Source organism: Acinetobacter sp. ANC 4910, from assembly GCF_004331035.1.
Taxonomy (GTDB): domain Bacteria; phylum Pseudomonadota; class Gammaproteobacteria; order Pseudomonadales; family Moraxellaceae; genus Acinetobacter.
In genome coordinates, this window is sequence record NZ_SJNT01000004.1 from 157239 (window position 1) to 181601 (window position 24363).

The 24363-nt window shown below is 39.7% G+C and carries 23 protein-coding genes; 10 read left to right on the forward strand and 13 right to left on the reverse strand.

The genetic code is table 11. The features are described from left to right. Nucleotides 1-18 precede the first annotated feature (18 nt). Complete coding sequence (locus E0H82_RS05590) at nucleotides 19-918, reverse strand: thiamine phosphate synthase (protein WP_131263728.1); 900 nt, start codon at nucleotides 916-918, stop codon at nucleotides 19-21. Between the two features lie 142 nt (nucleotides 919-1060). Here E0H82_RS05590 and hemP point away from each other — a divergent pair, with 142 nt between their 5' ends. Next, entirely contained in the window at nucleotides 1061-1231 is a 171-nt protein-coding gene (gene hemP / locus E0H82_RS05595) for a hemin uptake protein HemP (RefSeq protein ID WP_044739433.1), read from the forward strand. Between the two features lie 91 nt (nucleotides 1232-1322). Here hemP and E0H82_RS05600 read toward each other — a convergent pair whose 3' ends face one another. From E0H82_RS05600 to E0H82_RS05615, 4 genes are all read right to left on the reverse strand, one after another. After that, nucleotides 1323-2678: a sensor histidine kinase gene (locus E0H82_RS05600; protein ID WP_131263729.1), complete on the reverse strand. Its 1356-nt coding sequence runs from the start codon at nucleotides 2676-2678 to the stop codon at nucleotides 1323-1325. Then, entirely contained in the window at nucleotides 2679-3341 is a 663-nt protein-coding gene (locus tag E0H82_RS05605; RefSeq protein ID WP_131263730.1) for a response regulator transcription factor, read from the reverse strand. Nucleotides 3342-3442: 101 nt separating this feature from the next. Then, complete coding sequence (locus tag E0H82_RS05610) at nucleotides 3443-3808, reverse strand: NirD/YgiW/YdeI family stress tolerance protein (protein WP_131263731.1); 366 nt, start codon at nucleotides 3806-3808, stop codon at nucleotides 3443-3445. Nucleotides 3809-3981: 173 nt separating this feature from the next. Beyond that, nucleotides 3982-5739 (reverse strand): GspE/PulE family protein, encoded by a 1758-nt coding sequence (locus E0H82_RS05615; protein WP_131263732.1) that lies wholly within the window; start codon nucleotides 5737-5739, stop codon nucleotides 3982-3984. A gap of 254 nt (nucleotides 5740-5993) precedes the next feature. Between E0H82_RS05615 and E0H82_RS05620 the strand changes: the two genes are divergently transcribed. Together E0H82_RS05620 and E0H82_RS05625 are read left to right on the forward strand one after the other, a co-directional pair. Next, the gene (locus tag E0H82_RS05620; RefSeq protein WP_131263733.1) at nucleotides 5994-7253 is read left to right on the forward strand and encodes an MgtC/SapB family protein; all 1260 of its coding nucleotides are present in this window, start codon (nucleotides 5994-5996) and stop codon (nucleotides 7251-7253) included. 253 nt (nucleotides 7254-7506) lie between these two features. Beyond that, complete coding sequence (locus tag E0H82_RS05625) at nucleotides 7507-8439, forward strand: sensor domain-containing diguanylate cyclase (protein WP_131263734.1); 933 nt, start codon at nucleotides 7507-7509, stop codon at nucleotides 8437-8439. A 5-nt stretch (nucleotides 8440-8444) separates the two neighbouring features. On the opposite strand, the gene tsaA is transcribed toward E0H82_RS05625, so the two are convergent. Continuing rightward, nucleotides 8445-9161, reverse strand: a complete 717-nt coding sequence (gene tsaA, locus E0H82_RS05630; protein ID WP_131263735.1) for a tRNA (N6-threonylcarbamoyladenosine(37)-N6)-methyltransferase TrmO — start codon at nucleotides 9159-9161, stop codon at nucleotides 8445-8447. 105 nt (nucleotides 9162-9266) lie between these two features. On the opposite strand from tsaA, the gene E0H82_RS05635 reads away from it, so the two are divergent. Then, nucleotides 9267-10046, forward strand: coding sequence for a ferredoxin--NADP reductase (locus tag E0H82_RS05635; protein ID WP_131263736.1), 780 nt, complete (start codon nucleotides 9267-9269; stop codon nucleotides 10044-10046). A 458-nt stretch (nucleotides 10047-10504) separates the two neighbouring features. Here the strand turns inward: E0H82_RS05635 and E0H82_RS05640 are convergent, their stop codons facing one another. Next, nucleotides 10505-11071, reverse strand: a complete 567-nt coding sequence (locus E0H82_RS05640; RefSeq protein ID WP_116761669.1) for a TetR/AcrR family transcriptional regulator — start codon at nucleotides 11069-11071, stop codon at nucleotides 10505-10507. Nucleotides 11072-11330: 259 nt separating this feature from the next. On the opposite strand from E0H82_RS05640, the gene E0H82_RS05645 reads away from it, so the two are divergent. Continuing rightward, nucleotides 11331-12170 carry a hypothetical protein gene (locus E0H82_RS05645; protein WP_131263737.1) on the forward strand — a complete coding sequence of 280 codons (840 nt, stop codon included), beginning with the start codon at nucleotides 11331-11333 and terminating at the stop codon, nucleotides 12168-12170. Between the two features lie 107 nt (nucleotides 12171-12277). Further along, on the forward strand, nucleotides 12278-13066 hold the full coding sequence (locus E0H82_RS05650) for a DUF2071 domain-containing protein (protein WP_131263738.1): 789 nt from the start codon (nucleotides 12278-12280) through the stop codon (nucleotides 13064-13066). Between the two features lie 33 nt (nucleotides 13067-13099). Here E0H82_RS05650 and E0H82_RS05655 read toward each other — a convergent pair whose 3' ends face one another. Continuing rightward, nucleotides 13100-13738 (reverse strand): cation transporter, encoded by a 639-nt coding sequence (locus tag E0H82_RS05655; RefSeq protein WP_131263739.1) that lies wholly within the window; start codon nucleotides 13736-13738, stop codon nucleotides 13100-13102. A gap of 63 nt (nucleotides 13739-13801) precedes the next feature. On the opposite strand from E0H82_RS05655, the gene E0H82_RS05660 reads away from it, so the two are divergent. The 3 genes from E0H82_RS05660 (at nucleotide 13802) to E0H82_RS05670 (ending at nucleotide 15933) form a co-directional block, all read left to right on the forward strand. Beyond that, on the forward strand, nucleotides 13802-14206 hold the full coding sequence (locus E0H82_RS05660; RefSeq protein ID WP_131263740.1) for a MerR family transcriptional regulator: 405 nt from the start codon (nucleotides 13802-13804) through the stop codon (nucleotides 14204-14206). Nucleotides 14207-14286: 80 nt separating this feature from the next. Next, entirely contained in the window at nucleotides 14287-15681 is a 1395-nt protein-coding gene (gene yegQ, locus E0H82_RS05665; protein WP_131263741.1) for a tRNA 5-hydroxyuridine modification protein YegQ, read from the forward strand. A 3-nt stretch (nucleotides 15682-15684) separates the two neighbouring features. Next, on the forward strand, nucleotides 15685-15933 hold the full coding sequence (locus tag E0H82_RS05670) for a YfhL family 4Fe-4S dicluster ferredoxin (RefSeq protein ID WP_131263742.1): 249 nt from the start codon (nucleotides 15685-15687) through the stop codon (nucleotides 15931-15933). 146 nt (nucleotides 15934-16079) lie between these two features. Here E0H82_RS05670 and ahpF read toward each other — a convergent pair whose 3' ends face one another. The 4 genes from ahpF to E0H82_RS05690 all read right to left on the reverse strand — a co-directional run bounded on the left by ahpF (nucleotide 16080) and on the right by E0H82_RS05690 (nucleotide 20668). Beyond that, the gene (gene ahpF / locus E0H82_RS05675; protein ID WP_131263743.1) at nucleotides 16080-17645 is read right to left on the reverse strand and encodes an alkyl hydroperoxide reductase subunit F; all 1566 of its coding nucleotides are present in this window, start codon (nucleotides 17643-17645) and stop codon (nucleotides 16080-16082) included. A 138-nt stretch (nucleotides 17646-17783) separates the two neighbouring features. After that, on the reverse strand, nucleotides 17784-18713 hold the full coding sequence (locus E0H82_RS05680) for a hypothetical protein (protein WP_131263744.1): 930 nt from the start codon (nucleotides 18711-18713) through the stop codon (nucleotides 17784-17786). Nucleotides 18714-18741: 28 nt separating this feature from the next. Continuing rightward, entirely contained in the window at nucleotides 18742-19860 is a 1119-nt protein-coding gene (locus E0H82_RS05685; RefSeq protein WP_131263745.1) for a toxic anion resistance protein, read from the reverse strand. A gap of 13 nt (nucleotides 19861-19873) precedes the next feature. Then, nucleotides 19874-20668 (reverse strand): tellurium resistance protein, encoded by a 795-nt coding sequence (locus tag E0H82_RS05690; RefSeq protein WP_131263746.1) that lies wholly within the window; start codon nucleotides 20666-20668, stop codon nucleotides 19874-19876. Between the two features lie 278 nt (nucleotides 20669-20946). On the opposite strand from E0H82_RS05690, the gene E0H82_RS05695 reads away from it, so the two are divergent. Next, complete coding sequence (locus E0H82_RS05695) at nucleotides 20947-23001, forward strand: TonB-dependent receptor plug domain-containing protein (protein WP_131263747.1); 2055 nt, start codon at nucleotides 20947-20949, stop codon at nucleotides 22999-23001. Nucleotides 23002-23225: 224 nt separating this feature from the next. On the opposite strand, the gene E0H82_RS05700 is transcribed toward E0H82_RS05695, so the two are convergent. Continuing rightward, nucleotides 23226-24341 carry a beta-ketoacyl-ACP synthase III gene (locus tag E0H82_RS05700; protein ID WP_131263748.1) on the reverse strand — a complete coding sequence of 372 codons (1116 nt, stop codon included), beginning with the start codon at nucleotides 24339-24341 and terminating at the stop codon, nucleotides 23226-23228. Nucleotides 24342-24363 lie beyond the last annotated feature (22 nt).

Here is a 24363-nt window from a genome sequence, read left to right on the forward strand (position 1 = left end):
ATAAGTTACCAAGTTTTTTTAAAGATATCGAATCCCTGCAATACCGTAAGCATGATGTAACTGCGCTTGTTGTAACAGTTCAACATGCATTCCCCCCAAAGCAAACACGGGAATATCCACTTGCTGAACATATTCTTGAAACCGTTCCCAGCCTAATGGTTCTACATCAGGATGGGTCGCTGTTGCCAAAACTGGACTCAAAATAATGGCATCACAACCAATATTTTGTGCATGTTGCATGGCCACGACATCATGACATGCCGCAATGAAACGGAAACCCACAGGTAGTTCTCCACGCTTAAATGCCATCAACTGATGCTGTTTAAGATGAATTGCAGCTACTTTTCTCTGCATTGGCAGCGTCAATTGTTGCCATGCTTGAATATTCACAATTAAATGACTAGCCTGCTGTTCAGACAATTGCTCTAAATCTTCCAAATCTGCTGCTTCATGTTCCACGCGCCAATACAGTAATTGCTGTGGTTTAAGCTGTTCCAAATCATTCAAATGCTCAGAAATTTTAATTTGGTTTGGCCAGTATAATCGCTGCAAAATGCTAAAATTGGCTTTCGGAAAATTCAGACTCAGCAATTCTGTACGGCTATACCATGTCCATGGCTGTTGAATTTCATTTAATAATGCTGCGGGCACTATGGCATGAAATAAATGCAAATTCACCACCACATCATCATATTCATGGCAAATCACATCAAATGCATGCCAGTCATTCAGTCCCACGCCAACTTCTTCAAAGACTTCACGGCGACAAGCATCCAATGGCGTTTCATTCGCTTCGACTTTTCCTCCAGGAAATTCATGCTTATTCCCTTGATGCTGTTCAGCACTGCGCCATCCGACTAATATTTTATTTTGATGTAGTAATAAGGCAATTGCGACATGAATATTCGGCTTGGACATAACAAGTTCCATCACAGTAAAGTAGTCTAAGTGTAAGTAAATTTAGTTTTTTTATAAATTGCTAAAATTCCCGTTGACAGGTCTATTCGATAATGATTATCATTTAAATCACTCGAAAGTACACCACGGAGCAAACAAAAAAATGAACGCACCTTTTAGCTTATTTACACGTCACACTGAATCTGCACATGCACTGCCAATGCTACATTCCAATAATCTTTTTGCCCTTGGACGTGAAATTCGCATCATGCATGCAGGTGAAGAATATCGTCTACGTTTAACTCGGAATAATCGTCTTATTCTCACGAAATAAAAATAAAATAAATTGATAATAATAAACGTGGGAACTAGCAGTATGTCAGCGCGTACTGCTTTTTTATTTACAGGCTAAATAGCACAATAGCTCAAATTTCAGGTGTTTCAAATTTTCTAAAATACAACTCTACTTTTAAGCCGCCATAAGAAGAGACCGAAAAATCTATGCTCGCATAATGCAGTTGCACAATTTTTTTACAGATCGAAAGCCCTAGCCCCGAACCTGTCGTTTTACTGCCCAAAGCCCGATAAAAACGCTCACCCAAACGCGAGATCGTATCACTGTCCACGCCTTCACCTTCATTTTCAATACAGAGGCACACCTGCTGTTGCTTGACCGTGACTTGAATAGAAACACATTTATGGGGTTGGCTATAACGTATGGCATTATCCAAAAGATTACGTAAGCAGACCGTCATTAACTCAGGATTTACCTCAATCCAACTGGGATCCAAATTGGACACGAGTTGGATTTGTTTCTGCTGGCTAAATATCTCTAAACTGTTCCAGACGTCCATCACCAATTGGCTTAAATTAAGCGATGATAGCGGTAAATCTGCCGTTTCTGTCGGATCTAAACGCGCGAGAAGCAAGAGGTTTTCTAGCACTTGGGTACCACGACTGACATCTTGCTGAATTTGTTGTAATTCCTGCGTAAATTGTGGCTGATCTTGGTATTTCCGTTTGAGTACCTGCAAACGTAATTGAATCGCAGAAAGCGGGGAACGTAATTCATGCGATGCATCTGCAGTAAAGCGCTGCTCTGCTTGCAGTGACTGATCTAGACGTTGTAATAACTGATTTAATTGTAAAATAATGGGCTGAAGCTCATCAATGATGGGGGCATCCTGCGTAATTGGCGTTAAGTCCTGTGCACTTTTGTCCGCTATTTTTTTAGATAGCATTTGCATGACTTTGAACTGACGGGCAATCGCGAAATGTGCAAACAACCATTGCAACAACCACAAGACCATCAACAAAACCGCATATACAGCAAAACTACTCAAGACATTTTCAAAGCGAACTTGCATGGGTTGATAAATCACCACCTGCATCTGGGTATCTGGATCGAAGGATTGGTAGCTTCGCCACAGTGCATGTTGAAACCAAAGGTAATCAAAATGCTCATGCTGCATATCTGAAAAACTCACTACAGATGCCAATTCAAATGAATCGGATTGAAGCACGACTTTTTGCTGATGGATCAACTGATATTGTAAATCAAATTCATCACTCAACTGTGCGATATGCGGTCCTTCATTTTGATTGGGTTGAACAAGAAGCAAAGCATCGGCAATTTCATCCATAATTTCGTCTTGCATGCTCATACTTTGATACATTGAGATACCCACCAACAAAGCAAAAGCGACCACCCCTGCCGCGACTGAACTTAGCACAGAGGTCTTTACCAGTCTCTTTTGCAGCGAAATATGTTGGGTAACCATTTAACCTTCCTGATTCATTCGATAGCCTAGACCTCGAACTGTTTTAATCAAACTAGAGCCTATTTTCTTACGTAATTGATAAATAAATACCTCTATGGCATTACTTTCAATTTCTTCGCCCCACGCATATAGCGACTCTTCGAGTTGTTCTCGGGTCACAATATGTTCAGGTTTTTGCATTAATTTATATAAAATCTGAAATTCTTTCGCGGTGAGATGGATCACCTGCCCATTTTGCTGAACAACCTTGGCTTGTGGATCCAGTTGTAAATTGGCAAAAGATACATACTGACCTGTAGATGATTGCTGCAAACGTAATTGAGCACGGACTCGCGCTGATAATTCTTCCAAGCTAAACGGTTTGACCAAATAGTCATTGGCCCCTAAATCTAAACCTTCAACACGGTCATGAATGCTGTCTCTTGCCGTAATAAAAATGACAGGAATACCTTGCTGCCGTGTTCTTATGGTTTTGAGAATGTCATCTCCCGTGGCTTGCGGTAAACCTCGATCCAACAAAACACAGTCATATTGATGCTGTTGTATGGCATGAATCGCGTAATCCCCACGGTCAACCCAATCTACACTATAACCGTCCATTTCTAACCAAGTTTTAATACTCTCGGCTTGGGAATAATCATCTTCAGCTAATAATATACGCATCATGTACTCATATTAGGTGCTTAATCTCAGCATGCCTTGATCTGGTTTAAAATGCAAAAGCCACATGTTTTGCATGTGGCTTTTGTTCAATGGATGTCTGATTAAAAAGTTAAAGTATTAACATCAATTTCAACACGTTTTGTTGGCAGATAATCAACATCGACCTCTCCCGTTAAGGTCACAGGTGTTTTTGCTGATACAGGCTGACCACGCCATAATTCATCATCAATATCGACCGTAATACTGCCTGTCTGGTCTTGGAACTGATATTTCTCATCACCCAAAGCTTTGACAACATAGCCTTTTAGTTTTACGGGCGTGTCATCTTTTAATGTTAATGCCTGCTTGACGGTAATTTGTGTTGGAGCAATCGCCTGCTGATTCACTACTGCTGTATTGGCAAGCGCAAAACTACTCACTGTAACTACCAAAGCTGCACCTACTGCTATTTTAGAAATTACATTCATTACTTCACCCTCACATATTCATGTCTTGATTTGGTTAATGCAATTAAAACAAAATAACATGAGTTGAATCTTAAGATGGGCTCAATGCAGCATATTTCAACACAATGAGCAAAACCTAGACCGAATGGTCAAATATAGTGATTCATTTGAATCAAATAAATAACCAACAAGTCCTAATTCAATGGCACGACTCTTAACACTTCTTCTAAAGTGGTCATGCCCGCAATAACTTTACGCGCACCTGCAATACGTAAAGGTTCAATGCCTTCTTTTTTCGCCTGTTGACGTAACTCATTTAAATTTGCATTTGCACCAATCAATTGCTTGGTGGTTAAACTAAGCGGCATAAATTCGTAAATACCGACACGACCTTTATATCCTGTATGACGGCATGCTTCACAACCGACGGCGCTATAAACTTTTTCGGGCATTTCCATAATGTAATCAAACGTTAAATGTTCCCATTCATTTTCATTGATATGACTCTCTTTTTTACAATGTGGACAAAGTTGACGTACCAAGCGCTGTGCTAACACACCAAGAATTGTTGCAGCAGTCAAAAACGGTTGCACACCTAAATCATGTAAACGGGTCAAGCTCGATGGCGCATCATTGGTATGTAGTGTTGAAAGCACCAAGTGACCCGTTAATGCCGCCTGAATTGCCATATTGGCTGTATCGTGGTCACGGATTTCCCCCACCATAATAATATCGGGGTCTTGACGCATGAGTGCGCGCACGCCATCAGCAAAACCCAGCTCAATGGCTGTGTTCACCTGCATTTGGTTAAAACTCGGTTCCAGCATTTCAATCGGATCTTCAATGGTACATACATTCACTTGATCCGTTGCTAACTTCTTCATGGAAGAATATAAAGTCGTGGTTTTTCCCGAACCTGTTGGTCCTGTCACCAAAATAATGCCATGACTATGTGAGGTTAAACTTTGCCAATCGCTTAACAAGCCGCCTTCAAAACCTAATTGCTCAAAACTACGCACCAAAACTTCAGGATCAAAAATACGAATCACCAACTTTTCACCAAATGCTGTAGGTAAAGTGGATAAACGTAATTCAGTTTCTTGTCCTTTAGGGGTACGGGTTTTTAAACGTCCATCTTGTGGTTTACGCTTTTCCGCGACATTCATGCGACCCAAAATCTTAATTCGAGAAATCACAGCCGTCAGGGTATTGGCAGGCATGTTGTAAATGGTATGTAACACTCCATCAATACGAAAACGGACTTTACCCGTATCTTTACGCGGTTCCATGTGAATATCACTGGCACTTTGTTCAAATGCAAACTGCAAAATCCAATCGACCAATTTCACAATATGCTGATCATTCGCATCAGGGTTTTGCGTGTCGCCTAATTGCAATAAAGCTTCCACACCCTTATTTTCACGATCATAAGTACCAGACTTCTGCGAGTTCGATACCGCACGACTCACTTGATAATATTCGACCAAATACCGCTGCAACTGATCTGGACTGAGCAGCACCCGTTGAATCTTTCTAGGCAACAAACTGCGCTCAAGATTACCGACCCATTCCGTTTTATAAGGTTGATCCGTCGCAATTAAGATTTCATCAGCTTTCACTTCTACTGCAAGAATTCTGTTACGCACAGCAAACTCTTGCGACATTACATTGGTCAGCGCACCCACATCCGCTTTGAGAGGATCAATCACATATAAAGGGAGATTAGACTTATCTGCCAACCATTGCATTAAACGATTCAGGGATAAAGTCGCTTGAGGATGAAGCTGATCTCTTAAATTAAAATTTGCAATCCACTGCAATGGATGCCATCTAAGCTGCTCACGTTGACGGTGCGTCGTTTGTACTAATATTTTTTCACGCTCATCAATGCGGCCATCTTTAAATAATTGCTCTAAACACCAAGTCGTATCAATTTCAAAATTAAAATTCATTATTCTAAGCCTCAATTTCTAGCGACACTATAACAGACTTTATTTCTGGGATGTTTATTGACTTAAATCGTTAAAACTACTGATTAATATATTGATATCTCCAAATTGATTTTTTTAATCTTGGTGAGGTAGTTCATAGTTTCTGTCTGAATTATGGTATAAAGAATAAAATACCTTCGGTTAGGGGGGAAAGCATAAAAAAATTCATTCTTCACATAAATATAGATCAACAATAACAAGGTTTTAAATTACTCATGTCCAATCTCCTCTTTAATCTGACCTTAGAACAGGCATCTTTTCAAGAACTGCTGACTATGATGGCGGTTGCTTTGGGCTGTGGCTTAGTGATTGGATTAGAACGAGAAAGAAGCAAACAACGTGAAAACCCCAACAGTTTTGCAGGTGTACGCTCTTTTGCTATCTGTGCCTTAATGGGGGCTCTGTGTTTTGCCTTGGGCCCGATCATTGGTATTGTGGGTGCCATAATTATTGGGGCAATAACAGTATTTTCACTTCGGAACCAAGTAGATGACCCAGGTGTAACAACTGAATTAGCCTTTGTGATGACTTATTTTATCGGGGCACTTTGTATCTGGCATGCGCCTTTCGCAGCAGGGTTATCAGTCATACTCACCATCATTTTAATGCTAAAACACCCAATTCATGGCTTTGCTAGTCAATGGATAACGGAACGAGAATTTCGAGATGGTCTATTCTTGCTGGCTCTGATTTTGGTTGCATTGCCGCTAACACCCAACACGCCACTTTGGGGGACGGTATTAAACCCCCACATTATTCTTAAACTACTGGCTTTAATTCTTGCTGTTCAAGCACTTGCTCACATTGCAAAACGCTTACTCTCTGCCCAGAATGCACTCATTTTGTCTGCATTAGCCTCTGGTTTTGTATCAAGTACCGCCACGATTGCCAGCTTAGGTATGGAAGTGCGTGCAGGACGTGCTGAAGCCGTACCCAATGCAGGTGCTGCATTACTATCTTGCGTAGCTACCCTTTTACAACTCCTCCTCATCGTCGCAGGGATTAATTTAAATTGGTTCAAGCTAATTATTCTTCCAGCATTCGTAGCCATGAGTATTCTAATACTGTGGGGACTGTGGCTCATGCGTAAAACTAAACCCTCTACTCCAATAGAACATCCAGATGGGCGCATGTTTAGCCTTAAAGAAGCTGCAATTATTGCAGCAACGCTCACAATTATTCAGGCAGGCGTTTATGGCTTAAGTTTACTCTTAGGCGATGTAGGCTTAATTATAGGGACGCTTTTAGCATCTTTATTTGAAATCCATGCCGCAATGGCTGCAATTGTTGTACAAGGGGATCCCGCCAATCACACTCTTGTCTATGCCCTCATTTTAGGAATGGTGACCCATGCAGTCGCCAAATCTATCAATGCAAGCCTCACAGGAGGAGGTAAATATGCCCTAGCCTTTGCACCTGCTCAAATTTTACATATGTTGGTTTTTATTTTGATTTTATGGTGGATGATTTCTTAAATAATTCTATGTATATTATTGAGCCTATTCCATTAAAAGCAGGATTTAGACTCACATTTGGCAAAATCCTTTATTTTATAAAAATAGTAATAATTAAGATGGTACACATTAATTATTTTAAACGAGACTTAACTCGCATTTTAAATCGATTCATTTTTGCATTATGGTGTGATACAACCAATTATTAATTAAGAATCATTTAAAATAATACCTGAACTTATTTCCTTATTTTCTGTTGTCAAAGGTTCGTGCAATGAACGACATTGGTTTTAAAAGCTTTCATGATGCAGGACAAGCTGTTCTTAATTTTTTATATCAACGCTTTGGTTTTGGTCTTTGGATGATTACCCGTGTTGAAGGTGAAGACTGGATTATCTTACAAACAGAAGATCATGCTTATGATGTACATGCGGGGCAAGTATTTAATTGGGCCGATTCATTTTGTTCTCAGATGGTCTTGGGCAATGGTCCTAAAATTGCCCCGCTATCCGATGATATCCCCGCTTATCGCCAAGCACCCATTGCACAACAACTCAAAATTAAAGCCTATATTGGTCAACCACTAACCAAAGAAGACGGCAGTCTATTTGGAACTTTATGCGCGATTGATCCAGAACCAAAATCTGAAAGCCTTAAAGAAGAGCAAAATTTAATTGAGTTACTGGGAGATTTACTCAGTCAAATCTTACAAACTGAACTGAGAGAAATTGAGCAAACCCGTAAAAATGAACGCTTACAAGCAGAAGCTCTGCGTGATCCACTCACAGGTCTATATAACCGTCGGGCTTGGGATCAGTTTATCCTTGCAGAGGAAGAACGTTGCCAACTCTATGGGCATCATGCCACCGTCTTTATGCTAGATTTAAACGATCTCAAATTCATGAATGATGCACACGGACATGCTGCTGGTGATGAACTCATTCGTCAAACAGCAGTCGTCTTAACCAAAAGTTGCCGTAATACCGATATCATTGCACGTTTGGGTGGAGATGAGTTTGCAATATTGACCGTAGAAAATGACTTAGAATCTTCCCAAGCTCACCAAGAACGAATTATTCACAATCTCTACAGCAAACAAATTAGTGCAGCAATTGGCTTTGCACTCCGTGACCCAAGTGATGGCATTCTGGCTGCCTGCTTACAAGCAGACAAAAATATGTACCAAGATAAACTCAAGCGCAACTAAGCAGTTTAAATGGATTCTAAGGTAATCACCTCTAAGCTTTGACCCTGAATGACAAAACTTACATCTAGCTGAGCAAATTTCATTTTATAAATTCGCTCACTATCTTCTTGATAAGCGGGTCGTGGGTCTAATGACAATACCTGATCTAATTCTTCAAATCGTGCTTGAGTTGTAAACTGCTGTGCCAACAAGCGCTGCTTTTCTAATAAGGCTAACTTGGACCAATGTACCTTCATTCGCCTTGGTTCTTGTTGTGCATAACCGCTTTGTGCCTCAAATACAGCATCAGAATAATGAATATAGGGTTTAATATCTAGAATCGGGGTTCCATCTAACAAATCACTCCCTGTGAGATAAACTCTGACTGACTTCCCTTCTTTTTTTACGGCTTGTAACTGTACAACGGATAATCCTATCGGTGCAGGTCGATACATGCTGCGTGTCGCAAAAACCCCTATTTTCTTATTTCCACCTAAACGTGGTGGACGAACTTGTGCACGGAACTGGTCTTTTTTATGCTGATTCTTATTGTCATGAAACTGCCAGACCAACCATAGATGACTAAATTCTTCAATCCCTTCAAATGCAGCCAGATCATTATAAGGCGCTTGCATCTCTATATAAGACTGCACTTGAACCAAATTGGGCTGTCGTGGAATTCCAAATTTTTCCTGATATGGTGAGTGCATAATTCCAATAATGGGTAGCTGAATTTCAGACATAATCACTTTTTCTGATAAGTTCAATTAAATATATTCAGTTTATCGAGAATGATTTTAGATTAGAATAGCAAGCTGTTCTAATTTGATAATTTATTGAGACCTTTCATGGCTGCTTTTAACGTCGAAAAGATTACTCACGTACACCACTGGAATGACACGCTCTTCAGTTTTAAGACGACACGTGACACCGCATTACGTTTTAAAAATGGTCAATTTGTGATGATTGGTCTTGAAGTCAATGGTAAGCCTCTTATGCGTGCTTACTCTATTGCAAGTGCAAATTATGAAGAAGAACTTGAGTTTTTCTCAATTAAAGTACCCGATGGCCCTTTAACTTCTATTTTACAACAAGTCAAAGTTGGCGATGAGATTTTAGTTTCTAAAAAGCCAACAGGTACCTTGGTTCTTGATGACTTAAACCCTGGTAAGAATTTATATCTTCTTTCTTCAGGTACAGGTCTTGCACCATTCTTGTCGACTATTCGTGACCCTGAAACGTACGAACGCTTTGAAAAAGTCATTGTTGTACATGGTACACGCTTCATTTCTGAATTGGCTTACCAAGACCTTATTCTGAATGAGTTACCAAACAACGAATTTTTTGAAGAACTTGGCATTAAAGACAAGTTAGTGTACTACCCAACAGTTACCCGTGAAGAATATCCAAACCAAGGGCGTGTTACCACAGTCATTGAAACTGGCGAAATTTTTGAAAAAATTGGTTTACCCCGTTTCAACCCAGAAACTGACCGTGCAATGCTTTGTGGTAGCCCAGCATTCCTTGATGATGTCGTTGCACTTTTAGATCAACATGGTCTTAAAGAATCACCACGTATGGGTGTTCTTGGCGATTATGTGATTGAACGCGCATTTGTTGAGAAATAATCTTCTTTTTAAGTTAAAACCGAGGGAATCCCTCGGTTTTTTTTATTTTTCAGTAAGTTAATTTTTACTTAAAATGTGTAATTTTTAACCTAAAGCGCAAAATTTCGTCATAAATTCCAATAAATCGACTAAAAAGTGTTGTCGAGATCAACAAAAGCACCTATAATTCGAATCAAGAACAGACAGGTCTGTCTATTTCTGTATGTGACTTTGTTGAGCTGATGTAATTTATAATCAATCCAGAGGGTACTTTATAATAATTATAATAAACGATATAAGAAAGGAGATTTTAAGCTCCTCTAAAACATTAATATTTTAGACAGCTTCTGCTCGGGGCCGACTAAAATATTAATATCAGGGAACTATCAGCGAGGCGTGAATACCATTTATGGTATTCACGCTTTTTTATTTGGATGCCAGCTCTAATTACTTCACTTATCCGTTAAATGAAAGTCTATTTAGACTTCCATAAGCTCAAGCTGAATCAGCTTATAGACTCGTTTCCAATACTCATCAATTTTAACTAAGTTCTTGTCCATTTGAGCTTGTATGGTCATACCATCCAAAATACTTGCCAATAGGCTAGCAAGCTGAAAAGACTGGGCGATCCCTAATTTTTCCAGTGCAACCCGGATACGTTCAGTCAACCACTCTTTGTATTCCATTGCAGGTTGCATGGTTGAAGGATAAACCTTGGAAACCTCCTCAACTGCTTTTTGAAACATACATCCATTAAAATCGTCCATCTGAAACCAAGCGTGGTACCAGTAAAAAATGGTTTTAATATGGTCTAAATATTCTTCAGCCCGACACTGAGCAATTGCTGCATCTAAAGATTCTTGTAAGTTCATATTTCTACGGTGTAAGCACTCTTCAATTAGTTTCGCTTTAGAAGGAAAATATTTATAGAATGTCATTTTAGCGACACCCGATTCACTAATAATTCGATCAATCCCAATCGAGTTATAGCTATAAGAATTGAAAAGATGAAGCGCAGTACTAATAATGTCGTCTTTCTTGGACATGCTATTTACCTACCAAACTTATCTTTAAGCAGAAGTGGGTCAAAATGAAATAAAAAAAGGGCATCTTTTTTAAATAAAAAACATATGAGTTACATTATATCATTATTTAAATGTGATGACTGAGTTCATACGTAAAGTTTCGTATGTGTCTATTCTATAATAATAAATCAATAAAAGTGAAGCATGCTGTATAAATCTTTATAGCATATTTAACTTTTTTTTAATATGATTAAATCATTCAAAATCTGACATCTCGAACATGAGTACACTTGCTTTTACACAATCAGAAAATGCGCGATTGGAAGCTTTAAATTTTATTCGGCATTCGGTGGAACCATCTCTATGGCATCGGCATATCGAGCAAGTGAACACACTCAAACAGTACAGTCTTCAACATCCATTATTTCAACAAAAAATTCTAGAACGCTTACATAACCAAGCGCTTTCACTTGAGCAGCTCAAGTTAATTCATATCAATTATTTCGCCGCAATTGTCAAAGTCTTTACCGATGCATTAAGCATGCTCATTTACCAAGCATGCAAATTAGAACAGCACCCAAACATTCATAGGCAGCAGCGTGTTCATGCGAAAGCCTATGCACGTTACTTATTGTCATTGAATCTGATTGATGAGTTAGGTTTTAACACCTATCAATTACCACTTAGTTCTCCAAGTAAATCGCATTTGGTTTATTTCATGGAATTACTTCAAGCTTTAGAGATTGATCCATTTAATGAACAAGAAGTATGTAACGAAGCATGCGAACTTGATCAGTTTATTCAATCACATTTAGACTCATACGAGCACTTGTTATTAATTTTAGCCTGTGCAGAATTACAAGTGATTAAATATAGCGAAGCATTACGCATCAATTTAGAGAAATATGATTCGCGCTTAACCGAAGGTTATTATGATTGCCACGGTATTGTTGATCATACAAATAGATTAGCCAATGATGACAATCATGAAGATGACATTTGGTCACTCTTCACCCAAAGTTACCAAGACATTCAAAGCAACGAATACCAGACTGTGGTACAGGAATATCTAGATCTTTGGGCAAAGTTTTGGAACAAAATGCATCTACTCAGTACATAATTTTATCTTGCCATGTTCACATCGACATATCTTTGGTCGATGGCTTTACGGCATGAGCAACTTTACTTAGAATAACTACAATTACAATAAACTTTCTAAAAAATTCAATGACTTTTCAACAATTAAAATTTGAAGATTTTTTACATCCACGCCCGAAACCAACTGGCATTGATGTGCAATGTAAATTACAACATTTTTCAATCATTAGCTACGCTATCGAACCTGCACGCTTTAACGACATCATCCCGCCTCGATTTAAGCTCGATACCATCGAATATCAAGGTAAAGAGCAAGCACTCATGTCGGTTGTACCATTTATTGATGTGGATTTTAGCTCTGCTGTTTTTCCTTTTCCCAATTTCAGCATGGGACAAACCAATTACCGTGTCTATGTCATCGATCAGCACACGCAAGAACGTTGTGTGTGGTTTTTAGGGACTACCTTAGATTCATGGACACTGATTGTCCCTCGCCATTTATGGCAACTTCCTTGGCATTCGGCTGTGTTCAATTTTGAATGTCATCAAGATGAGTACGGCTACTACAAGCAATATAAGATGCAAACCCAGTCGGCATGGGCAAATGCTGAATTACAACTCGCACAATCAAAAGATGACCGATGGAATTATACAGGCTTCCCAGATCTAGAAAGTCATTTGGTTTATCTCACCCATCCTCTCGCAGGTTTTTATCATCGTCGTGATGGTCAATTAGGAACCTATCGCGTTTGGCATGATCGTCTACGGTTAAAACCAGCTCAATTGCTTCATGCAAAATTTGACTTGCTTGATCGACTGAATTTGGTTTCCTTTGAAGACCAACTTAATCCCTATAGCGCTCTGATTGAACCAATCAATGAATTTACTATTTATCTACCACCACAAGTCATTCGTTGAAATAAAAAGAGAGTGTATTACTCTCTTTAATTATTAGCACTCTTCTAAGCTACTCACAGTTTCACTGCTATTACGCTCTGCCAATGCTTGCTTAATAACACGATAACCGCCTGTTAAACCTAAGAATGACATGATTAAAGCTACAATCAAATCGGGAACCAAACTCCCTGTACCAAACACCCCAATCGCGGCAAAAATCACGGCAATATTGCCAATGGCATCATTACGGCTACATAACCAAACCGATTGCATATTGGCATCGCCATCACGAAAAGCATATAAAATAAAAGCTGAAATCACGTTAGCAATTAAAGCCAAAACGCCAATCATCCCCATCGTAATCGCTTCGGGTGGAATACCTTGAACATAGCTATAAGCTGTTTTTGCAATAACGATTAGCCCAAAGCCAACCATTGACATCCCTTTGAGCAATGCAACCGTCGCGCGCCAGTATAAACTTGCCCCCAATACAACCAACGAAATGGCATAATTCACCGCATCACCAAAAAAATCGAGTGAATCTGCCCAGAGTGCTGAAGAGTGTGCATAAGTCCCACCGATCAGTTCAACAAAAAACATCATCAGGTTAATAATCAGTGCAATCCATAAAGCCGTTCTAAATTTACTGTTCGGTTTAATTGGTGCAGGTTCGTGACTACAACTACAAGCCATTTCCATACTCCTCAATCTATATTATGCTTATTTAAAACTATGGACTCGCTCTAAGGTCAAGCCATGCAGCATTATTTAATTCACCAACTCGCAAAAAAAACGCAATTGCCTGTTGATACAGTACGTTTTTACGAAAAAAAGCATCTGATTATCCCTAGCTACCGGGCCGAAAATAATTATAAATATTATGATGAATCGACCTTAAAACGCCTGCAATTTATCAAACAGTGTCGTGCCTTGGACATGTCACTTGCCGAAATTCAACAATTGATTGATCTTATTAAACAACCACAGCAAGGTTGCCAAGTTGTTGATCAAATGATCGAACAGCATATTTTACAAGTGGAAAAAAACATTGCCGAATTGATCTCATTTCAAAGCCAATTACAGGAACTACGTCTATCCTGTTCCAGCAATACCACCATTGATCACTGTCAAATTTTGAAAAATCTAGGTTTATCAGAATAAAACCGACTAATTTACTGGGTTGAATCCTTTTTTTATATCCATACAATAAAGACATATTATTTGTATGCCTTTATTTTGTCATGAGCATTCACCACGTTACCGAACTTCTCTCTCCTGCTGGATCTTTAAAAAACATGCGTTACGCATTTGCTTATGGTGCCGATGCGGTCTATGCAGGACAACCACGTTATAGCTTACGTGTTCGTAATAATGAGTTTGATCATGATAATCTCGCCATCGGGATTCAGGAAGCACATGATTTAGGTAAAAAATTTTATGTTGTAGTGAATATTCAACCGCACAACAGCAAGCTCAAAAACTTCATTCGTGATTTAGCACCTGTGATTGCCATGCAGCCAGATGCATTAATTATGTCGGACCCTGGCTTAATTATGATGGTACGCGAGCAATTTCCAGACATACCTGTGCATCTTTCAGTCCAAGCCAATGCCGTGAATTGGGCAACTGTGAAATTCTGGAAAAATATGGGGCTCACTCGCGTGATTTTGTCGCGTGAACTGTCACTGGAAGAAATTGAAGAAATTAAAAATCATGTTCCAGACATGGAAATTGAAGTATTTGTGCATGGCGCATTGTGCATGGCCTATTCTGGACGTTGCCTTCTTTCAGGCTATATGAATAAACGTGATGCGAACCAAGGTGCTTGCACCAATGCCTGCCGTTGGGATTACAAACTGCACCAAGCGCAAGAAGACGAAACAGGTGATGTGATTCCTGTGCATCAAGTACAAGAAAACCAGTGTTGCAATAGTGATGTAGATGAACAACATGCCATCGCCCAGAACCAATGCGCGGAACCTGTCCTGCTACAACGTAATGAAGAAGACATGTTTGCCGCAGAAGAAGATGAACACGGCACATATTTCATGAACTCTAAAGACTTGCGCGCAGTACAACATGTTGAGCGTTTGACCCAAATGGGTATTCACTCCCTCAAAATTGAAGGTCGAACCAAATCTTATTTCTACTGTGCGCGTACTGCACAAATTTATCGTAAAGCCATTGATGATGCATTGGCAGGCAAACCCTTCGATCCTTCACTAATGTTACAACTGGAAGGCTTGGCAAACCGTGGTTATACCGAAGGTTTTTTACGTCGCCATGTCCACAGTGAATACCAAAATTATGAAACAGGTTCTTCACGTTTTGACCATCAACAATTCTGTGGTGAGGTGTTAGAACGTCACGGGAACTACATTAAAATTGATGTAAAGAACCGCTTTGTGGTGGGTGACTCTTTGGAACTCATGACCCCGCAAGGCAATATTCAGTTTGTACTGACCAAAATTTTGGATAAAAAGGCGAACTCAATTCCTGATGCCAAAGGCTCAGGTCATATTGTCGATATTCCGATTCCTGCTGATGTCGATATGCAATATGCCCTGCTGATTCGTAATCTGCCTAATTCAGAAATTGATATTTCAGCTTCGTCATTGGCTTACGTGGCAGGTTAAGTCATGGCTTTAAGAATCACGGATGCTTGTATCAATTGTGATATGTGCTTACCAGAATGTCCCAATGATGCGATTTTTGAAGGGCAAAAAGTTTATGAGATTGATGTAGCACGTTGTACTGAATGTGTCGGTTTTTATGAGCATCAAACCTGTATGGCGGTCTGCCCGATCGATTGTATTGAAGTTCATCCTGAACATATTGAAAGCAAAGCAGCATTGGAGGAAAAATTTAAAGCGCTCAATATTATTTAAAAATAAAAATTTTTTGATCAAGTTATCGGGGGAAAAATAATAAACAATAAAAAAAGGAACATCGGTGTTAGCGTCCTCAGTTCCTATAAAAAGTAAAAAGTTTAATAGCAAGCCAACATAACTCAGTGTATGTTGGCTCTTTTTTATTATTGACCAGAACGGATCATGTAATCAAAAGCAGATAGAGACGCTTTTGCACCTTCACCCGTCGCAATAATAATTTGCTTATACGGTACAGTGGTACAGTCACCCGCAGCAAATACGCCTTTCACATTGGTTTCATTGCGTTCATTAATCACAATTTCACCACGTGGAGTGAGTTCAACTGCACTCTCTTTTAAGAAGTCCGTATTTGGCAATAAACCAATTTGTACAAAAATCCCAGATAACTCAACAGTATGTTCAACATCGGTTGCACGGTCTTTATATTTCAGGCCTGTCACTTGAGCACCATCACCAATAACTTCCGTAGATAATGCATTCATGATCACAGTGGCATTTGGCAAGCTATTTAACTTGTCTTGCAACACTTGGTCAGCACGCAGTTTAGTATCAAACTCAACCAAAGTCACGTGCTCAACAATACCTGCCAAGTCAATTGCCGCTTCTACACCAGAGTTACCACCACCAATCACGGCAACACGTTTACCTTTGAACAATGGACCATCACAGTGCGGGCAGTATGCAACACCACGAGTACGATATTCTGCTTCGCCGGGTACATTCATTTCTCTCCAACGCGCACCTGTCGAAAGAATCACTGTTTTCGATTCAAGTTTTGCCCCATTTTCAAGTTCAACTTCAACCAAACCATTCACTGTTTGATCTGCACCAGTAATTTTATTCACACGTTGCAAATTCATGATGTCTACACCGTATTCACGAACGTGTGCTTCCATATCCTGTGCGAATTTCGGACCTACCGTTTTCTGTACAGTAGTAAAGTTTTCAATATCCATGGTATCCATCACCTGACCACCAAAGCGTTCAGCCACAATACCTGTTTTAATCCCTTTACGTGCTGCATAAATTGCCGCTGTACCACCCGCAGGTCCACCACCAATTACCAACACATCAAAAGCATCTTTAGCATTTAACTTGGCTGCTTCTTTATCAGCAGAATTGGTGTCTAATTTGGCAATAATTTCTTCCAACGTCATACGACCTTGACCAATATGCTGGTCATCTTGGAACACCATTGGTACAGCCATGATTTTGCGTTGTTCCACTTCTTCTTGGAAGAATGCACCATCAATCATGGTAGCCGTCGAACCTGGATTATAGATGGCAATCAGGTTCAAAGCTTGCACGACATCTGGACAGTTATGGCAGCTTAACGATACAAATACATCAAAGTTCGATTGAATATTTAAACCTTTAACCTGATTTAACACTTCTTCAGAAACTTTTGGTGCATAGCCCGATACTTGTAACAATGCCAAAATTAATGAGGTAAACTCATGCCCCATTGGCAAACCCGCGAAGTGTACACGGGGTTGCTCTCCTGCTTTGGCAATTGCAAAGCTTGGACGACGTGTATGTTCACCATCAAAGCGCGCAGTCACTTGGTCCGATAACACCGCAATTTCATTCACCAGTTCTTTAATTTTTTCAGATTTTTCTGAAGCATCTAAAGACGCGATAATTTCTATTGGGCTTTCAAGACGCTCTAAAAGTGTTTTTAATTGAGCAGAAGTATTTTGATCTAACATTGCTAACGACTCCAGTGGAGAGAATTAAGTTGATGAAGACATCATAGTGAAAAATATTAAATTGGTAAAACAGTTTGTATTTATAAATACAATCGATTTATTAGATAATTAATTAAAATCTTAAATAACATGAAATACTTATCTGACATTTTTTAAATTTTGCTCAATTCTACGTGTTCTTGCATGGAAATACCCCGAAAATGTATACAGAATTAAGCTCAAAATAACGTTTACAATAAATGCTGAAATAATCACAACTTGTAAAATATTCCCCCACTTATGAGCTTGTTCAATTTGTGGAGAAATAGATTTTGCTAAGGGCGTAATCGCTTTACCATAAAGTTGCTGCTGCATCGCCCATAATTGTGAAGGGCTAAAACCATATTGAATAAAATCGGGATCGTTTTGCTCGGCTTCAACCAAAGTCAACACATAAGGAATCGCCGCATTTTCATCGACAGGCGAGTGCAATAAGGCAATCTGTGCCAAAATATACGCTTTTACTGGTGCGGCAAACTGGGTTTGATTTAACTCTTGCGCCAATTCACTCTCATGTAAGCTGGTTTTATACTCAATTGCTGCTGCATAAGGATCATCTGCTTCATCTTTCCAATCATACTGAACATAGGTCAACGCTGACCAAATACACACAAATGCAATTATCCAACCAACAAGTTTCAGTACAAAAGATTGAAAGCGTATGGCAAAGAAGCGGATTTTTTTGAGAAAGTGAATCACAAAAAATGCGCCAATAAAGGCACTGATCATTTTTAACAACAACCAGCCAAACCAAGACAATAGATTAAAAAAGTAATTTGGTGCTTGCCCAAATTGGGTTAACTCAGCATCAGCCGAAACAGGAATATGCAGTTGTTTGACTTCAGGACTAATGCCAAACCAACTATACAAAATATCCTGTTGTAAAAAATAACTGACCAAAGCCACAAGTGCCAAACTGGTTGTGAATATACACCACCCCATCAGATGTGTTTGCCGACGCTTTAAAGTCTGCACACCTTGCTGAATATTGGCGGTATTAACTGCATATTCATCTTCTAATTTGGACAAGTGACCTCCTACAACAGACTAAAAGGATTTAGCGTTGATTTGACTCTAATACCAACTGACTCAAATTACTTTGTAAATTACGTAAGCGCTGTGCTGCCTCTTCTCGCTTCTGCATCCCTTCTTTTTGCACTTGAAGTACGTCATTCACCGTTTGAATTAAAGTATTTTGGACATGCTCAAGGGTATCGATATCAATCACAGACCGCTGATTGGCACGTGCTGTATCGACTGAATTTTGGTGGAGTAAATCTGCATTACGGCGCAATAAATCATTGGTCGCATCATCAATGGTATTTGCCAACTGCACACTATTTTTTTGCTCTTGTAAGGAAATGGCCAAACTAATTTGGTTTTTCCAAGCGGGTAAAGTAATGTTTTTGATGGCATAAAACTTATCCACCAACATTAAATTATTGGACTGAATAATCCGAATCATGGGTAGAGTCTGCATTGCAGATTGCTGCAACACCTGCAAATCACTGACTCGTTTCTCCAAATTATTCGATAAATGGTTCAGATCGTAAATTTTCTGGGTAAGGGTTTGATCTTGTTCTTGTGTAGTGAGTTGAGCAATTTGCTGTTGCACTTCATGCTGCTTAATCTTGCCTGCAGCCACATAAACGCCTAACTGTTTATATTCATCTTGGACTGAATTAAACATATGTTCGAGGGTTTTAACTCGATCTTTTAAGCCCGATTGCGACGCTTCAATTTCTTTAACCAAAGCATCAATTTGCTCCTTGGTGGTATTAAAGTGCTGATCAAAACTCTGCTTCGCCCCTTTGAATTTACTCAAAATACTGCCCAAAAAGCCCGAACTTTTAGACTGATTTAGAATACTGCTACTGTTTAATTGCTGTGCCACTTGTACAACTTGATTCAACTTTTGTCCCGTTGCATCTAAATCTTTGTTTTGTACCAAACCTAACAATTCATCCGTATAAGTAGACGTTTGCGTGGCAATATGCTTACCATATTCAGCAACACTCTGATGGCTCATCTCTTCCAATTCTTTGGTTGCAGTCATCACCTCAGCCAAATCTGAGGCTTGCAAGCCTAGCTCTTTTAAATTGAGTTGCTGAAACTGTTGTTCCACCATCTCTGGTGTCATGATTACAGTTAAATTATTTTGCTCAGAATTGGTCATAATTCACCTAATTTTATGAAGAGTTTCCCGAAGGTTTCTCTAATGATTTTCTTAAAGTTTTAATCAATTTTTCACGGCTATTATCTAGCTTTAATAGCTCGGAAGTCGAGTCTGTCTGTTGACTTTGTTTGACATGATATTGCCAAGCAGGAATTAGCACTTGCTGCGCTTCGGTAAAACGGTCAAGTAAGCCTAAAGACAATTGCTGAGAAAGTTGTATTTGCTGCATGGCAATATCATTACTGGCTTGTACGGTTTGCAAACTGTGAATTTTCTTCAACAACCGTTCAGAAAATTGATCTAAAGGATGCTGAGTACGTAGCATTTTAGGATACTCATGTACAAACTCTTGTGCCGCAACCACATAATTTGCCATTCTTAACCGTAAACCCAGTAATTGCTGAAATCTCGATTGTGACTTTTGTATTTCTAAGCGTAATTTTTGGCTTAAATGTTGGCAACGATCCAAAAGTACATCAAGGTTTTTATAATAGTCAATTTGTCCCGAACCATGTTCAATGTCTATGCCAAGCCACTTTTGCAACGCATTAAATCTGCGCTTTTTTAGGTATTTATTCGATTGCGTCAAGGCTTGAATAAGCTCTTCAATACTTTGTCTAAACTGCTGAGTCATCAATGGATCGACGCCTTGTAACAAGACGGACTGAGCTTGAACAAGCTGCTCAGCGTAGCCAGACAACAACGCCGCATTATTAAAAATAGGGACCAATTCATTCCGTTGAATAGCCAAAACTTCCTGTCGATTCACCTCTATTTCAAATAAAGGAACCAGTTCAGTAACTTGCATAGCAATTTAAATCATGACCAACACTTCTCTGTTGTATCATAGCCATTAAAATAAGCAACTCTGCCTTCTTATCTTGTCTGCTCACTCATCACCTTATTCATCATCAAAATAAATCATACATAAACAACCATACGATAAAAGCTAAGTCATCAAAAAATAATAAAAAATTGGCTGTATTGTTTGGATTTATCCCAAATAGGATGAAATCTACACTTCCACAATCTTTCTACACAATTTTAGTTTAATCTTACGCGAAATTACATTTGGAAACATTGTTCATGGATGCTTTATCGTCTGCATGGAAACAGAGTGCCTTAACTGTTGCCTTACTCAGCTTATATTCAGTGAGCTGGGCGGCTGATTCAACCCCCAAAGTGACCGAAGAACCTATACAAACTCTAAAAACATTAAAGCTCCAAGCCAACGCACCTACAAATAAAAATAATGATATTAGTGCAATTGCAAAAACCATTATCAATCGTGAAGAAATGCTGAAATATGGCGATCAATCTGTCAGCGATGCCTTAAGACGTGCAACAGGTTTTCAAATGCCATCTGCTACTGGTCCGCGTGGTCCAGGTGGAGCATCAGGTATGCGCTTCCGTGGTGGCGGTGCACCTATTTTCATGATCAACGGTGAACCTGTACAAGGCGGACCTCGTGGGGGTATGTCCATTATTGATACCCTTACGCCAGACATGATTGAGCGTATTGAAATTACCAAGCAGCCGAGTGTCACTCAAGCTTCTGTTGCCGCCTCTGCCGTCATTAATATTATTTTAAAAGAACCATTACAAAGTTCACGTCTTGGTGGAACAGCTCGAGTTGGCTATGGATTTAACCACTCTGGAGCTTCAGAAGAAGAGCGCAAGAATGTCACGCTACAAATGGATGGTCGTGATAGCCCTTGGTTATATAGCCTATCTGCCAATCAAAATTGGGACGACACCACTTCAATAACACAAACTCAAACGGCAAACCAAACTCGTGTACAAAAGAATGTTTCTGAGCGTAAAGCATCCATGATTAGTCCACGCCTGGAATATGAAATTGATGATGAAAAGAAGGTTGTGGCGGAACTGTTTTATCGTAACCATGAACGGGATGGATCACGTTCCGATCAAGTTCAACAAGACAAAAATGACAGTATGCGCCTGAACACGCGCTTCGAACGTCAGGTGAATAAGAACTCGGACAAAGTCCGTCTGTCTTATGAAAAACAAAATGAAACTGAACTGACCCGATCTCCACTTTCCTCCCAGTATATAGATCAGCAGATTGAAGAACTGGGTTTGGCATATGATGGTGTCCGCCAATTTGATGAACATCGTCAAATTAAGTTTGGCTTAGATACACGTTCAAGCAGCTTAGAAAGCAATACAGCCGATACCTTAGATGAACAACGTTATGCCCTATATAGCGAAGGCAGTTGGCGTTTTACTGATCAACAAACTTTGACTCTTGGTTTACGTCAAGAATGGATACATCGTACGGGCTTAGTCGATTATGATGACCAAAACCTTAGCCCAGTCGTTGCACATCGTTATAATTTTAATGATCATTGGTCACTTCAAACCAATATCAGTCAGGCATTTCGTAACCCCAAAGCTGACGACTTATTACCCACGGTGTCTGTTTCGACTGACAGTGATGCAGGCAGCCTAAATAACCCAGACCGCGGCGGCAATCCATTTTTACGTCCTGAAAAAATTACCGCTTATGAGTCCACTTTAGGTTTTAATATGCCTGCGGGTGGCGTAAACATCACAGGATTCTACCGTCAAATTGATGATTATATTGAATCTGTAATTCAACAAGAAAATGGACGTTATGTAAAACGCCCTCAAAACCAAGATCACGCAACCACCTATGGTGTCGAGCTCTCTGGACGTTATGCATTAAAACAAACTGCTCAAGGGCATTCATGGATGCTCAATAGTCAACTCTCGACCATTCGCGCCAAAGTCGAAGATGATATAACGCATCAAGATCGTTTAGTCAGTGATGTTGCACCCTATTCAGCCAGTATGGGGCTTTCTTATAACTATCAGCCGTGGCAAATTTCGACCAGTGCCAATCTCAGCTATACCCCAGAGTTTACCCGTGCTTTAGAAAATCAGCCCTATGATCGAACCAGTAACGAACGAGTCAATTTGGACATCAGTGCAACCAAACGCTTTAAACAGGGTTGGGCGACCACATTAAGCGCGCGTAACCTGTTAAGTACTGACTACAAAGAACGTCTGAGTGATCAATCTGATGGCAGCCTCTATCAAGCACGTACAAGTCAAGCCATTCCTAGCATATTGTTCAGCGTAGAGAAGAAATTTTAATCTTTGATGCTCATGTGAAACTTAAAACCATCAAGTGACTCAAGCGGCCTGATGGTTTTAATTTTTAATCTTATGTTATTCATTTAAAATAGAAATTACTGCTTTCTATGTTAATTCAACATAAAAAACATCCCCTCATCATTCAAGCCCATAACCCTGAATATGAGAGGATGTTTTCGAGTCTATAACGCTAAGCCAAAAATACAGGCTTCAACGCTATAAGCTTAAGCGACGTGCTTTTGAACCAAAATTGATCCTACAGAATAACCCGCACCGAACGAACACAGTACACCATATTCACCATCATTCACTTCGTGCGCAGAACGATGTAATGCAATCATGACACCTGCAGAAGAGGTATTGGCAAACTCATCGAGAATAATAGGAACTAAACTTGGATCCGCTTCAGCTGCTTCTTTACCCACAACTAATTTCAAAATCAGTTCATTCATGTTGACATTGGCTTGGTGTAACCAAAAACGCTTCACTTGACTCGGCAAGATGTTGTTCTTTTCCAACTGAGCCGTAATCATTTTTGCCACTAAAGGACAAACTTCTTTAAACACTTTACGACCATCTTGACGGAATTGCTTGTCATCACGTGAAGTGAGTTCAGAACCGTTTAAGAAGCCAAAGTTATTACGAATGTTGTTGGAAAACTGCGTAAATAAATTGGTATCTAAAATTTCAAAACCAGATTTAGTTTCAGTATTTTCAATAATTGAAGCCGTCGCAACATCACCAAAAATAAAGTGGCAATCGCGTGAACGGTAGTCGGTATGACCTGAAGTTAACTCAACGTTTACTAACAACACACGACGCGCACCCGACTTAATGGCATCATAGGCTTGTTTTAAACCAAAGGTTGCCGCAGAACATGCCACATTCATGTCATAGGCATAACCTTGAATACCCAGTGCCGTCTGAATTTCAATCGCAACCGCTGGATAGGCACGTTGTAAATTTGAACATGCCAAAATCACAACATCGATGTCTTCTGCAGTCACACCTGCATTTTCCATAGCTTGCTTTGCAGCAATCACGCCCCACTCAGCCTGAATGGATAGCTCATCATCGCTACGCTCAGCTAAACGTGGGCGTAAACGGTTTGGATCTAATACACCTGCTTTTTCAGCAACATAACGGCGCTTTACACCAGAGGCCTTTTCAATAAATTCGGCACTAGAACCACGACGTTCTTCTAACTCGCCTGCTGCAATTTGCTCAGCATGGTCAAGGTTATACTGTTCCACATAAGCATTTAGACTTTCAACTAGCTCTTCATTGGTAATGACGTGTTCTGGGTGGAACAAGCCTGTACCTGTAATACGAATGCCCATGTAAAACTCCTTCTCTAAATTC